At 58.1% G+C, this 13,478-nt stretch carries 13 protein-coding genes; 5 read left to right on the top strand and 8 right to left on the bottom strand.

Annotated elements, in window-relative coordinates:
• Positions 1-69: 69 nt before the first annotated feature.
• The 3 genes from ASF90_RS00720 to ASF90_RS00710 are packed head-to-tail and all read right to left on the bottom strand — an operon-like array spanning position 70 to position 1,513.
• Positions 70-399 (bottom strand): hypothetical protein, encoded by a 330-nt coding sequence (locus tag ASF90_RS00720; protein ID WP_201782811.1) that lies wholly within the window; start codon positions 397-399, stop codon positions 70-72.
• Complete coding sequence (locus ASF90_RS00715) at positions 396-710, bottom strand: hypothetical protein (protein WP_011036783.1); 315 nt, start codon at positions 708-710, stop codon at positions 396-398. The genes ASF90_RS00720 and ASF90_RS00715 overlap by 4 nt, the downstream gene beginning before the upstream one ends.
• Before the next feature lie 41 nt (positions 711-751).
• Complete coding sequence (locus ASF90_RS00710; protein WP_055846168.1) at positions 752-1,513, bottom strand: hypothetical protein; 762 nt, start codon at positions 1,511-1,513, stop codon at positions 752-754.
• Between the two features lie 113 nt (positions 1,514-1,626).
• Here ASF90_RS00710 and ASF90_RS00705 point away from each other — a divergent pair, with 113 nt between their 5' ends.
• Positions 1,627-1,989 (top strand): helix-turn-helix transcriptional regulator, encoded by a 363-nt coding sequence (locus ASF90_RS00705; RefSeq protein ID WP_055844536.1) that lies wholly within the window; start codon positions 1,627-1,629, stop codon positions 1,987-1,989.
• A 19-nt stretch (positions 1,990-2,008) separates the two neighbouring features.
• Here ASF90_RS00705 and ASF90_RS23140 read toward each other — a convergent pair whose 3' ends face one another.
• Positions 2,009-2,680, bottom strand: a complete 672-nt coding sequence (locus ASF90_RS23140) for a hypothetical protein (protein WP_156364937.1) — start codon at positions 2,678-2,680, stop codon at positions 2,009-2,011.
• Positions 2,681-3,243: 563 nt separating this feature from the next.
• Between ASF90_RS23140 and ASF90_RS00700 the strand changes: the two genes are divergently transcribed.
• Both ASF90_RS00700 and ASF90_RS23135 read left to right on the top strand, forming a co-directional pair.
• Entirely contained in the window at positions 3,244-5,382 is a 2,139-nt protein-coding gene (locus tag ASF90_RS00700) for a serine/threonine-protein kinase (protein ID WP_082473366.1), read from the top strand.
• Positions 5,382-5,948, top strand: coding sequence for a hypothetical protein (locus ASF90_RS23135; RefSeq protein ID WP_156364936.1), 567 nt, complete (start codon positions 5,382-5,384; stop codon positions 5,946-5,948). Before ASF90_RS00700 ends, ASF90_RS23135 begins: the two co-directional genes overlap by 1 nt.
• A gap of 9 nt (positions 5,949-5,957) precedes the next feature.
• Here the strand turns inward: ASF90_RS23135 and ASF90_RS00695 are convergent, their stop codons facing one another.
• From ASF90_RS00695 to ASF90_RS00680, 4 genes are all read right to left on the bottom strand, one after another.
• Positions 5,958-6,395: a tail fiber protein gene (locus tag ASF90_RS00695; RefSeq protein WP_155767649.1), complete on the bottom strand. Its 438-nt coding sequence runs from the start codon at positions 6,393-6,395 to the stop codon at positions 5,958-5,960.
• A 149-nt stretch (positions 6,396-6,544) separates the two neighbouring features.
• Complete coding sequence (locus ASF90_RS00690) at positions 6,545-9,364, bottom strand: hypothetical protein (protein WP_055844526.1); 2,820 nt, start codon at positions 9,362-9,364, stop codon at positions 6,545-6,547.
• A 13-nt stretch (positions 9,365-9,377) separates the two neighbouring features.
• Entirely contained in the window at positions 9,378-9,782 is a 405-nt protein-coding gene (locus ASF90_RS00685; protein WP_156364935.1) for a hypothetical protein, read from the bottom strand.
• 59 nt (positions 9,783-9,841) lie between these two features.
• Positions 9,842-10,450: a hypothetical protein gene (locus ASF90_RS00680; protein WP_055844520.1), complete on the bottom strand. Its 609-nt coding sequence runs from the start codon at positions 10,448-10,450 to the stop codon at positions 9,842-9,844.
• Positions 10,451-10,744: 294 nt separating this feature from the next.
• Between ASF90_RS00680 and ASF90_RS00675 the strand changes: the two genes are divergently transcribed.
• Together ASF90_RS00675 and ASF90_RS00670 are read left to right on the top strand one after the other, a co-directional pair.
• Positions 10,745-12,232 (top strand): sigma 54-interacting transcriptional regulator, encoded by a 1,488-nt coding sequence (locus tag ASF90_RS00675; RefSeq protein ID WP_055844517.1) that lies wholly within the window; start codon positions 10,745-10,747, stop codon positions 12,230-12,232.
• A gap of 105 nt (positions 12,233-12,337) precedes the next feature.
• Positions 12,338-13,465: a hypothetical protein gene (locus tag ASF90_RS00670; RefSeq protein ID WP_155767648.1), complete on the top strand. Its 1,128-nt coding sequence runs from the start codon at positions 12,338-12,340 to the stop codon at positions 13,463-13,465.
• Positions 13,466-13,478: the final 13 nt, after the last annotated feature.

Raw genomic sequence — 13,478 nt, 5'->3', positions numbered from 1 at the left:
GATCGGCGGAAACCCTCACCTGCAGCTGGGACTTGTGATTCCCCCTGCTGCAGGCGTGGAGCGCTATTCTCAGCTAGTCAGTTGCAGCCACAGCACCAGTAACATCAGCGGCGTCATGACCCACCACTGCCACCAGCTGAAGCCACGATCGCGCTGGCGGGCCATGTGAGCCTCGAAAGCGTAGAGGCGCTCTGCTTTTCGCAATCCTCGTCGAGCCATGAGCGGCCCAACGATGAAGCCGAATGGGCCCAGGAAGAGCAGGCTGAGCGAGAACCACCAGAAGAATCGGTTGTGCGGGGTGGTCACCTTTTTAGGGGCAGCGCGCATGGCGCCGTCTTCGAGGAAGCCGCCCACAGCGCCGGCGGACGTTCCCACCATCGAATCGGGTTGGGTCTTCATTTGGCGTAGGCCCTCCAGGTGCCGTCGCTCTTGGCGTAGCGCAGGTTCTTGCTCACGGGGATCGGCACTTGCCGGCCTCCGATGTCGATCGCCACCTTGCCCCTCGTGTCGCAGCGATAGCCGTCGACGCCCTCCGCCTCAACGCAGCCGGTGAGCTCGAAATTCTGAACGTCGGTGACTTGGCCGGCGCCGCTGTCTTGCAGCAACCGGACAAAGGCCTCTTTGGCATTGTCAGACGAAGGCTTGCCGCCGCAGGCGGTCAGGCCCAGGGCCATGGTCAACGCGACCAGGCCGATCCTTGCGTGTTTCATGTCTGTCCTTTGATAGCGAGAGGGAGTGGGGGAGGGCAGGGTTATTTGTCGCGGTTCCCGTCGGGCTTGAACCCCGCGATCCACATCCGTGTGTCCTTGAAGGGCGTCAGCAGGCCGCTGGGTCCCGGGTGCAGGTCGGCGGTCTGGATGAAGCCGGCTACCCAAGCGATGCGCAGCGACACGTCCACGGCACGGTCAGCGACGCCGGGTCGGCTCACGTTGACGACAAAGGGCTGGCTGGGCGGGTTGGGACCCGTGGACCGCTGAGCGCCCGTGTTGGGCTTGCTGGACGGCACCCGGATGCCGCCAAGCGAGTCGCGGCCTTTCCACAGGGCAGCGCTGTTGAGCTCCGCCGTCTCGCCCAGGTCGTCCGTTTCCGTCACTGCGGCATCGAAGCAGGTCCGGAAGGTTTCGGTCGTCGACGCTGTCGGGCTGGTCCAGATGCGGGCCTCCGTCGTCCAGCAGGGCAGGGATGCCCCCCACTCGGTGAACGTGAGCGCCACCCGAGGCCACTCCAGCTTCCCGCCCTGCGCCGCTTGGTGGTTGTCGCCCTTGAACAGGTTGGGCAGCTTCCCGGCGCCATTGATGGGCACGTACATCGAGCCAGTGCCTTGACTGCCGGCCTTGCTGCCCGAATTCGGCTTGATGCCGACCATCTGCTTGCCCGTGTCGGCCAACCCCTTTCCAAGTTGACGGAAAAAGCCGGACTTCTGCTCCGGCACCTCTTGGGCTTGGGCACTAAGTGGAGAGACGAGCGTCAACGCCAAGAGCGCAGCGAACGCTCCTTGTCCTGCGTGCTTCATGGTGAGCCCCTTCATATCGCCGGCCTGGCGACGTTTGCCATATTGGCAAATGCAGCGCAAACTTGGAACCGTCAGACTGCGGGCCCAGTCAGCAATCGTTCGATCTAGCCCTCATGCCTGCCCCCATCCCTCCTGCGCGCACATTGGGCCGTCGCTTGCGCGAAGCCCGCCAAGCGCGAGGGATGACTCAAGCGGAGCTAGGGGCGGTGCTGGGATTGGAGGACGAGAACTCTGCGGCTCCGCGTATTTCCAGATACGAACGCGGGGATCGGATGCCTGACGAGAAAACGATGGATGCGTTAGCCGAGGCCTTAGGATTGCCCGTTGCGTATTTTTATGCAGCGTCGGATCCACTCGCTGAAGTAATCTTGCTGATGTCCCGTTTTTCAGCCGAGCAGCAGGTCGAGTTGCTCGAAAGGCTCAAGGATTTTGCCGAGGCTCTTGATAGGTCGCTTACTTCTTCAGGTAAGTCCTAAGCGTGTTCGCGGGCTGCGCTCACGGGGAGCTTTGAGCCTGCGCGGGTCGCTGTGGTGGTGATAAACGCGCTATTGTCCGACCTGACAGATGCACGCCGCTACGCACTGCTAGTAAAGTTGCAGAGACATCTCGGATCGAAATTACATCGTTTTGAAGCTCTTTGTTATCTAGGGCAATAGCTGCTACTTCAAAAGCGGCTAGAGTGACTACGTCAGAAAGAAATAAAAGCCATGCTACTTCTTGATCATTCTGACGATCCTCTGACTGACGATTGATCTGGACTGTATCACCATGGGTATACTTGTGGAATGGCGAAATCTCTGACCATATTTTTTCCAGATTTGGACCATATTCTCCTATGTTTCGGCATTTTTTGATCATGTCTTTTGCGTCTGGGAGACCTTGGTCGTTTCTTAGCATGGCCGCAGCCTTGTCTTCAGTTGCTGCATAGAGCAGATACAGGGCTGCTATCGATGCTTCAACCAGTGGGCGCGCAAGCACATATGCGGCGCTGTGCTGCTGATCTTTGACTAGAGTAGCCATGGCCTTGTGGAGATCTGCGGTATAGCGAGCTGCTCTCAATGCCATTTTGTCACGAGGGTCTTGCGGCTCGATAGCACTCTCGATGCTCTCAGTGAGCATTTTGTTCAAGCCTAAAGATGTCTGAATCTGATGTTTTATCGATGCCATTCGATTCCTCGTTCTTTGATGCCTTGACTAATCCAGAGTATCAAACGAAGCTGCTTTCCGGCACGCAGGTCGTGAGCGCGAGAAAAATTTGTGGTCCTTTTGCACTCGGCCAAGATTCTGTAGCTAGCAAGCATGAGAGTGCCTGAAGAAGTGATAGCTTCTAATTCAAACATTTAGTCCCAATACTTGGGATCAGACAACATCTATTTCCACACTACAGTCGAAGCAGGGCGAGGCCCAGCGCTACGAATGCAGTGCTGTCTTCATTCGATTGCAGGTTTCGGTATGGCTTGTGAGCTGAACTTGGCGTTCAGCGGGCTCGACTGTAAGGGTTCCCTTACCTGGGACCTGCTAGGTGCCGAAGGATGATGCAACGGTCACATGCTTTCCCATAAGCCGCTCCAAAACTGGGCGTCAGATCGTCCTTTCGGACACTCGGCAGGCGTGCTTCTGCGTTGAGTCTGAGCAAATCGCGACTGCACCTGAAGTGGGCGATCGTCTCGCCCATATTGGGGCTGCAATCATCGCGTCGAAGCAGCAGCCAGCAATCCGGGAGAGGGAGCATGTCCGAAACAAGTGGGGGAGGCGTTGTAGGTCGAAGTTTTGGCCACTATCGGTTGGATGGCGAGCTGGGCCAGGGGGGCTTTGGACGCGTCCTGGCGGCCTGGGACGAACGCCTGGGTAGGGATGTGGCCATCAAGTTCGTCGATGGCGACCCGCGGCGACAGCAAAGCCTACGGGTCGAAGCCCAGCGTCTAGCGGAACAGCGGCATCCTGCGTTTGTCCGTGTGTTCGCCTTGGAAGAATCGATGGGCCAACTGGGGCTCGTCATGGAGCGCGTGCATGGCAAAACACTTTCACAACTGCTTCAAGACAGTGGGGCGATGCCACTCGCGCAAGTGCTTGGTTACGGACTGCAAGCGGCCCGGGCGCTTGCTGATGCTCACGCCTCGGGTTGGGCGCATGGGGATCTCAAGCCCGACAACCTCATGCTCACCGGTGATGGGACGTTACGCATTCTTGATTTCGGTGCTGCCGCAACCCTCGATCCGCTGGAAACCAGCTCGCTCTCGGCTGACACGACGCCCGCTGGCACACTGGCCTACTTGCCCCCCGAACGTCTATTGGGCATGCGTGTAGCGGCCTCTGGTGACCTTTACTCGCTAGGCCTCGTGTTCCACGAGTCATTGCTGGGGCATCGACACAGCCACGCGCACGGCGGCTGGGAATCCATGCATGAGCGATTGTATGGGGACCGGAAGGGCCTACTGTTGCCCACCGGCTTTGATGAGGGCGTGCGCAATCTCATCGAAGGAATGACTAGGCGGCGCCCGCAAGACCGCCTCCCCTCCATGCTGGAAGTGGTCGACCAACTGACGGAGTTGCACAGGCGGCTTGCTAGGAACAAGGGACGCAGACGGAGCTGGCGAAACAAGCCGGCATTGACCGCGTTGGTGAGCCTATGTCTGTTGGGCGGTTACGTGGCGTGTCTGCCTCTCGTGCAGGCCCCCAGCACCGCGGATGTTGGGCCCACCCCTACAGAGAAGCTCAACGCTGCCGAGCGCCGTATTGACAGCTTCGACCAGCCAGGCGCCGTTGCGGATGCGGCTCGGATTTTGGATGGCGTATTGGCTACGAAGCCTGGATACGCTCCCGCTCTGGCATTGCGCGCGATTACCGATTGTCTTCGATACGCTGGCGACGAGCGGGATGCGACCTGGCTGGACCGGGCGAAGGAGGCCTCCCTGCTAGCCGTGCGCGCGGACCCGCAGTTAGCGTTGGCCCAAGCTGCTCTTGGCTGGTCGGAGGAATACCAAGGACGCAAAGACGTGGCCGAGACAATCTACCGGCGGGCCCTAATGCTGGACCCCAACGATCGCTACGCCCTGCTTGGCTTGGCCCGGATCTACGTGGCCGAAAGACGGCAGGATGAGGCTGCCAACGTTCTACAAGACGCACTCAAAAGGCACCCGCGAGAGCGCTGGTTCTCTGACATGAGCGGGACGCTCGCTTACCAGCGGGGCGATCTGGTAGGAGCCGAGAAGGCGTTTCGACGAAGTATCGAGGTGAAGCCAGATGGCATCCAGGGCTACGTCAACCTAAGCGGCGTCCTGCTCAAACAAGATAGAAAAGACGAGGCGTTGACGGTCTTGCAGCGAGGAATGCGCGTTGGGCCTAACGCTCGTCTCTACGGCAATCTCGGAACGGTGTTGTTTGCACTGGGGCGCTACAGCGAGGCCGCCGAAGCATTCGAGCAAGCGTTGTCCGCCAGCAAGGGAAGTCCCAATGACTATTTGAAGTGGGCCAACCTTGGGGATTCTTTGCGATGGGTGCCTGGCAGGAAGGCGCAGGCAGAGCGGGCTTACAGCCGTGCTGGGCAGATGGTGGAGGAGCAGCTTCAGCGGGTTACTGGAGATGCGACCCTCCTAAGTCGCGCCGCTCTTTACGCTGCACGGCTTGGGAAAAGCACCCAGGCACAACGTCGCATTCTGGAAGCGCTCGCCTTGGCACCCGAAGACGCGGAAGTGCTCTTCCGAGCCACTTTGGTGTCAGAGTTGTCGGGGAAGCGCGAGGCCGCATTGGATTACCTGAGGCGCTCCTTTGCGAGGGGGTTTCCACCGCATATGATCGCCAGCGAGCCTGACTTGATCAGCCTGCGTCGCGATGAAAAATACCATCACATCCTAAACGAGGAAAATTGATGAGCGCTTCAAACGATGTTGCAGACATCAGGGTGAGCTTTGATATCGAACAGATCAGCTCCGATCTGCTTTGGAATGCGATAAATGCAACTGACCGAAAAAATCTGTGCTCGCCGTTTGGTCGTTACGCAAGTGCTATCTATCTATGCAATGGTGACGGAATCACCGTTGAAGTGACCGCCTACGGCAAAGCCGATGACTTGGTCACCATCAATGTGGTGGATGCAGTTCTCTGTTCGATACCCCATACGAACGCCACCAAGTTTTCCGCACCTTCGCCTTTCTCAAAAGTGCGCGCCACCGTCCCCGTTGAACAATGGTCCCTAGCAGGGCCACTCAATACGAAAGGGAAGCGCGCTTTTGTCGTGCAGCGATCGATTACGCCGTTGGAGGTCGTTCAAAAGGATGGTCGCTGGAAACTCTCTTTGATCATCACAGTTCTCATTGAGCGCAAGACAGAGAAAGGCACCCGGAGCGAGATTCGAGTGTTCTCGTTTGACCCAGAAGCAGAAGTGGGCTCGGGAACAGAGCCGACCGAATGCCTGCCAGCGCCGTATACACCATGAAGGAAGTGCTTAGGTGTAACGGATGATGTAGTAGGCCGCCACGTTGCGTGGCCGGGTCTCGTTTTGGCTGACGGCAGCTTGCGGCTCAAGATCCGAGGTTTGCTCGTTTTCGTCAGAAACGCTATACGCACTGCCGGTCTGATCGGAGGTCAAGGCTTGCTTGGGACGGGCATAAGTGTGTGTATGCGTGTGGAAGGCGTCGAGCTGTAGTGAGCCGACGCCACTGTAAGCACCTTCGCCACTTGGTTGAAGTCGGTTGCCGAGGTCGGGATCTGCTCCAGAGCCATTGTCCACCCCTCGCACAAACACTCCGCGAAGGTCAGGCAGCTGGAACATCCCGTCTTGACCACCGTTCCCATGGATCGTGCCAAGCGCCGCGTAGAGCTGTGGGTAGCTTGCTGCCCTGAGTGCCCGGCCATCACACACCATCCAGCCTTGTGCTTCCAACAGGGCTGCTGCACCGACACCATCGGTTACGACTGGCGCCCCTGTGGAGTCCTGCGCGTTTGGCTTAGGCCAAGCCGGGTTGGCGGTGTCTGAGACCTGGGCGACTTCGCCGACGTAGAGACAAACGCCTCCGATGGGGATGCCGCCTATCACAAGGGCACCGCAAAGACAGGCAGGCGGTCGTCGTCCTGCAAAACAGTCATGGTGGTCGGCAGCGTCAACGTCCAGCTGTCACGCGGCTCAGTTGTGGGTCCCCGAAAAGATGCTGACTTCAAGTCGTCTACCAAGTCCACGTATCGAGTCTCTGAGGAGGCCATGGCAGTGCTGCCATCGACGGCTGTTTCGAAGGTCGGAGCGAGCAAATCTTCGCCGCTCCAAACCATGCCAGTGGCGAGGAAATACAACAGCGAGTGCTCATACGACGGAGAAACGGGCAGGAGAACCCGAGCTGTATCTGCTTGGACAAACTCTGCCAAGGGACCAGGATCACCCATGTGGCCTCCTTTGAATGCCGGCAAGGCTGAACTGGGGTGATTGATCAGCGTGTAGGTCATTTCAGACCACTCTAGTGCTTGATCCAGCCATAAGCAAAGTGCGGGGGCGAAGTGATGCTCTGCTTCTACTTCACCGGTCAGACGGTCTGCGATACGCAGAAAGCTTGAAACGCCGGCGCGCTTTAGTTCAGAGCGGATGATACGTTGCGCATAGAGCGGATTGACGGTTGGCCGTGTGGCTCCTGTGGCTTCGAGGTGGTTCGACTGGAGTTGGCGATATCCTTGGATCAGTCGGGTGTAGAGCACTGACTGCCAGCGCTCAAGCCATCGCTCTGTCCGAGAAGCCACCACTTCAATGTTCACCGCGTAAGCAACGGAGGGCGACGTTTGTTCGCCTTCCGTTGCAGTTATCTCAAGAGCCAATGAAAAGGGCAGCGACGAGGTCTGGTCGGCCAGGGCGATGTTCCCCTGGACTCCCGCGCCATCCTTTCCGCTAATGCTGAAGAGAGCTGAACCAACTCGCCCACTAACGGTCACGTCCTGGGCCGCCGTGGTCAGCGAGATCGTCGCGGACGTTGCCGCGTAGCCATCCGGCAGCGCGATGATCTGCGCGTAAAGAGGTGACCCCAGCTCAAAGACGCTCGACACGTTGACTTGATCTGCAGGAGGCGGCTCAACGTCATCCACGCCATAGCGAGCAGCAAGACTGGCGTAGTAGAGCGGGCTTGTGGGATCCAGGGAAATGTCGTCAAACCTTCCCAAGCCGAGTTGTGAGGGCGAGATCGGTTCTCCGAGGGCTATCCCGGAAAGCTCCTGTTGCGACTCAATCAATCGCTTTGCCGGATGTGTCACAAAGAACTGCAACATCAGGCGCCGACCGAGAGGCGCGACCCAGCATCGATAACGAGCGTCCAGCCACCGGTAGATCCCCCGTTGATTGGTGTTGCGTCCACGGCGGTCGAAGCACTGTGATACCTCGCTCTTGCTCGATCGCGAGTATCGGGCCATCCGCTGTTCGGTAAGGTGTGTTGCAGCTCGTCGAGCTGCCTCTTGGGTGATTCGCCGTGCCAGCCCACTTTGGTCAGAGGTGCGATTTTCCTTGGGTTCGTTGTCCAGCGGCTTGAGCGTGTAGGAGCCTACCTGCTTGGCTTCTTGGGGCGGCCCGTAGGTGGTCGTGTAGTCCGCTTGGAACTGCTCACGCAATTGGTTTTGAATTTGAGCTTCAAACGACTCACTCAAACCCGCCCGCAGCGCATCTTCGCTAGACAGCACGTGGCGCTCGGAGGTTTGGATCAGTTCGCTGTCACTGCTCTCTTGGCGAGCACGAACCTTCTTCTCGTCAGCCATGACGCTTTCGATGTGGCTGACTTCGCCCAGGGCGTAACTTAGAAGCTGGCGTTTGACCACGTGGAGGTCGCCGATGGCGTAAGGCAGGATCTCAATGACCTGCTTCGCGTCCTCAGTAACCTCTGCAGGGGGAAGGGGGAAGACATCCGCCGGCAGGATCAGGGTGGCCCGCAATCCTTCTTTAAGTCTGGAGGCTGGCCAGTCCTGGTCAAGTGTGGCTGGATTGGTTGCAGCCAGTCGTTTTAGCAGGAATACACCCACAAGGACTTGCGTCATCGCTGCCAACGTGCCGCGGTCGTAGCCCAGCACGCAGTTCAAGGCGAACACGGTTTCCCATGCGCGCTCTACTTGTTGCTCAAATTCCGCGGTGCCCATCGCATCAGTGATGTCAGACCACGGGAGCCCCCACAGCTCAGCAATCAGTTCAATGAGTGCCAGTGCACGAGGATAGGCCAGTTGCTTGGCTGACAAGACGAATTGTTCGATGGCAACAAACTCAGCTCCAAGCGCCTGAGGGCGTTGAGCGAATTGTCCTTCGTAGGGCAAAGCCCCCCTCACAAACAGCAGCGACGCATCGACCATCTTGCTGCGTGCATCGACGTCTTTGCGATCATTGGTCAATTGCGCATAGAAGTCAGAGATGGGCGGGCTGGTGGGGGTGTATCGAACAAAGCGATCTTCCAGCGCTTGTGGAGTGATCTGAGGCCAGTTTCGTAGGTAGAGGAACGGAAACAGCTCGGCAACCTCGCTGATCACGTCCTCTTGGATATCGTCGACTGGAGCTGGTGGCGAGGGTGGCGAGGGTGGGGAGGGCGGCAGGGGGCGGTAGCTGCCGAGGTCGTCGTTGATTTCAGCTGTTGCTCCCGGATATCTCAAACGGGCGATGCGCAACATGTTGCTTTCAACGTCGAAAGACAGCGTGCCGCTAACCCTCTGCGTAAAATCTGTCTCCGTTCGAATGGCGAAATCCAGCTCAAGCCGCTTTGGCCCCAGCGTTTCTCCAACGATCAGTTGATCGTTCCAATAAACCCAGACGTAGCAATCGAGGCCATCAGCTTGGAAAGACCAAGCAATGCGCACGGGTCCGAATTGCCTGTCGCCGCTCACGCTTGAAACCTCTGCATTCATGGCGGCTACTCCCTCACGCAATACGTGCTGCGATGGTGCTTCCGCCGCCCGGATAGCTGGCATCTTTGATCCAGAGCTGAGGGGGAACTTTGTTGGTCACTCCCCCACTTAAACTCGTAACTTCCACCCACTCGATTCTCCCGCCAAGTATCAGTTCTTGCCCGGTTTCTTCGTCATACAAGGAGAAGGGCAAGGCTTGATGAGTGACATCGACAAGCGCCCAGACGATGATCCCCGAGTCACCTTGCTCGAGCAACGCTGCATCGATCAGTTGGACAGCGACTTCGTAGCCTTCACCCACGAGCTGCCAGTAGATTTGGATACTTGTGACATTACTTGGGCTCCATACATTAGTTGGCAGGTCCCGGCCGGGGTTCTCGCTGGTTTCGGAAGCACCAGGAAATTCCAGATGTGTCATGTCTTTCTTCCTCAAATAAAAAAAGCGGGACGGAGGGGATTCCGTCCCGCAGGGTTGGCTTAGGCAGCCGTGAGCGAATAGCCGGTCCACATCGAGCCGGTCACGATGAGCGAGCCGCCTTCCAGGACTTCGGTCTCGGTCAAGCTCAGTTCTTCCTGCACCAGGCGCTGGCCCTTGTAGGTGAACTGCGAGATGACGGCCACATACATGCTGGTGCGGACGTCCTCCAGGAACAGGCCACCCGGCCAGATCACCTGCGCTTCATAGATCGCGTCGCCACCGCGGTAGATCGTGGTTTCAGCGCCGATGCTGAAGTTGTTGACGACACGAACTTCGTTGAGGACCAAATCAGTGAAGGTCTGGTTGATCACCGCGCCATTCGCGCGACGGTCCTGCGAGACCAGGCCGTCGATCGAGAACGAAGCCGAGGTCTCCGAGAAGCTCACCGGCTTGGTCGACGTATCCAGATTGCTCGGGTTGGTCGGATCGTTGGAGTAGCTTGCCTGCACGCTGAAGTCGGACGGGATTTCGACAGAAGAGGTGCCACCCGGCGGCGGTGCAACGATTTGCCAGGCGATGGTTGCCAGGGTGGGGTTCTTGACCGGCTTCTGAAACAGCGCGAGGCGAACGGTCTCGTCGGTCTGGTTGATCAGGGTAATCTTGGACATGCGTAGAGCTCCTAAGAGTGATGCGTTATGAGGCGGTGGAATCCGTCCCCGAGAGGGTTAACTCAAGAACCGTGCCAACTCAGAAATCCCAGAATTTGTTGTGTTCTTTGATAGCAAGCGCCAGGTCCTCGGTCGCTGACACGTCAACTGACACGTCTGACATGTCAGCCATCACGTAGTGACGGGGGAGCGGAATAAAATCGGCAATCGATCACGAGGAAATAGTCGATGCGAGCAGGGAAGGCAGATCGTGAGGCGACGTTGTCATCGCCTGTGGAAGAGCTCGTTTCAAACATGAAGCCCATGCTGGGTGCCACGGTCTTATGGCACCCACGTCATGCCCGGATTGGTGAGCAGGCCTTGCTTCGGTTTTCTCAAAGCGTTTGGGAAATCTCTCGTCATGCCCCTGACTTCTATCGCGCTGGCAGCGATGTAGGTGAGGGATTAGAAGACCAAGCCGTGTCAAGGCAACCAGTGCAGGTGGTCGAGCGCGATGGCAGTGGGATAGCGGTGCTATTTCCTGCCACCCGGATGCGTTGCGCGGTCGATGCCGTGGCGCTCAAACAGGGCGAAGAAGTCGCAGTTGAGCTATCTGACATCGAGCTAAAACGCGGTGTCGTATTGCGCCTGGGGGAAGTGCTGCTCTGCTTGGGCTACATCGGTCTGATGCCCTCGCTGCAAGGGCAAAACCCACTGGTTGGAGTAGGGCCTGCCATTGCTAAAGTGCGAGACGAAATCGCTCAGGTCGCGCGCACGGATTTGCCTGTGTTGGTGCTGGGCGAAACGGGAACTGGCAAGGAACTCGTGGCGCAAGCGGTCCATTCGGCCAGCGCACGCTCCCAATGCGCGTTGGTGAGCGTAAACATGGCGACGCTGGGCGAATCGTTGGCGGCCGCTGACCTTTTTGGGGCGGCAAAGGGCGCCTATACCGGTGCGCACCAGGCACGCGAGGGCTATTTCGCCGAAGCGAACAATGGGACGCTTTTCTTGGACGAGATTGGCGATACGCCCGCACCCGTTCAACCGATGCTGCTGCGCGCGCTGGAGACCGGGGAATACAGGCCACTAGGAGGTGCCAAGGCGCTTCACTCGAACGTGAGGCTGATTGCAGCAACTGATCGCGATCTCTCAACCGAAGGGTTCAACCAGCCTCTACTGAGGCGTCTGGAGGCCTTCGTTGTGTCCATGCCTCCGCTGCGCGAGCGCAGGGAAGACATCGGTGTTTTGATCCTGCATTTCCTCAACAGCAATCAGCGAATGAAAGAGGGCTTGCCGCCTATGCCTGCGACGCTGGTCCACGCGTTGTGCGTGCACGATTGGCCGGGGAACGTGCGCCAGTTGGGCCACGTGATTCGTCGCTTATCTCTGTCAGCGCAATCAGGGCACTGGCCATCGCCGAGCGATGTCTTGCCAGCACCCGAGAGCCGTGAAGCGGTGGCTACGGAAGAAACTGCTTCGCCTTCGTCCGTCTCTGGAGCTCGGGATCATCCTCGCTTTCGTTCGCCGGTGGGACTCAGCGAAATGGAGGTGCTGGCCGCACTCGACGCGAACGAATGGCGCGTGCAACAAGCCGCGCAGCAGCTTGGCATCTCTCGCCCATCGCTCTACGTGGTGCTGGACGCTATGAAGGCGGTAAGGAGGGTCGAGAACATTCCACTGGAAGAAATTGAAGCAACGATAGAGCGTGCACCAGGGGACCCAACACGATGGGCTATTGTGTTGCGCACCCCACGTGAGGCCCTGCGCCGGTTCGTGCGTGCACGCGGTCTGGAACGCGCTTGAGGTAGGTGTGAGGTGCTTGGTCGCCTCACATGCATCGTTGGCATGGCGTTTGCGTAATCCCCTCTGACGGCCATTCGGCCCGTCCAACTTCTTGAGGGATGTCCCATGACACGCATCGGCTATGTCGGTCGCGGGCTGTTTTCGGCCGCGTTTTTTCTCCTGTCCGCCTGCAGCACGCAACTCCCCAGGCCCGACCCTTCGGCTCCGCCTCCGCCCGCACCAAGCAATTCGCCCACCTTTGAAGTGACAACCAAAGAACTAACGACCGAACCATTGCAGACCGTTATCCCCGATGGTCGTCTGCATGTATGGACGTTGCCTGTGGGCGCCGGCAATTGCCAAATCGTCACCTGTCCTCGCCGGGACGCTGCAGGGTTTAGAAAGCTATTGGTGATGGATTGCGGCGCATTGCCCACGGGCAGGAACCCTAACTTTCAGATTGATCAAGTGAGTCGAGTGGTCAACGAGATGATCGATGGGACAACCAAAGTTGTGGTCACCGTGAGTCATCCTGATCAAGACCACTACAATTACATCAGTGAAGTCCTGAAAAACGTTCCGGTTTCTGCGGTCTACTTGGCGTTGAACCCAAACGACTACACCGTCGGAAATTTCGGCCAGTGGGTCAAGGATCAGCAGAAGGTTGGTGCACAGCTTAGATACGCAAATGTGCCCTACGCGACGGGGATCGGTGTAGAGGAGGATCTTAGCTGTCAGGGGAATAACGGCTGGGGTGGCAATGCCATAGATGTCGAAGGAAGGATCCTTGCAATGAACGCAAGCGGCACCCCTGGCACACCGTCCAACAACGCCAGTATGGTCATCTCTATGAAATACGGCCTGTTCCAAACCTTGTTTACGGGGGACATGACTCAAGTGACCGAAGGGCTGATCGCGAACCTCAGCGCTGGCTGGCCTCTATACAGCCAGGTAGTGACCGGGGCTCACCATGGGGCAATCTCCGCAGGCAGCAACTCAGCGAGCTGGGCACAAAAGACGTCACCGCAAGCGGTTATTTTTAGTTCGGGGAAGCGTTACAAGCATCCGCGTTGCGAAAGCATCCAAAATTATTTGAACTACGGACTTAGGATTGTGGCCCCAAGTCACTCCATAGAATGCAGCGGAGGTCTTCTAGGGCCAAGCACGTTGCCCGTATTCCTGACACAGACAAACGGAGTGATTCACTACTCGGCGACCAATGATGGAAGCTTTAATCTCCAATATGAGCAGTGATCAGGTGAGCGCA

This window comes from Xanthomonas sp. Leaf148, from assembly GCF_001423585.1.
Taxonomy (GTDB): Bacteria; Pseudomonadota; Gammaproteobacteria; order Xanthomonadales; family Xanthomonadaceae; genus Xanthomonas.
Note: the sequence above shows the minus strand (reverse complement) of the source record. Positions and strands in the feature narration are given on the sequence as shown.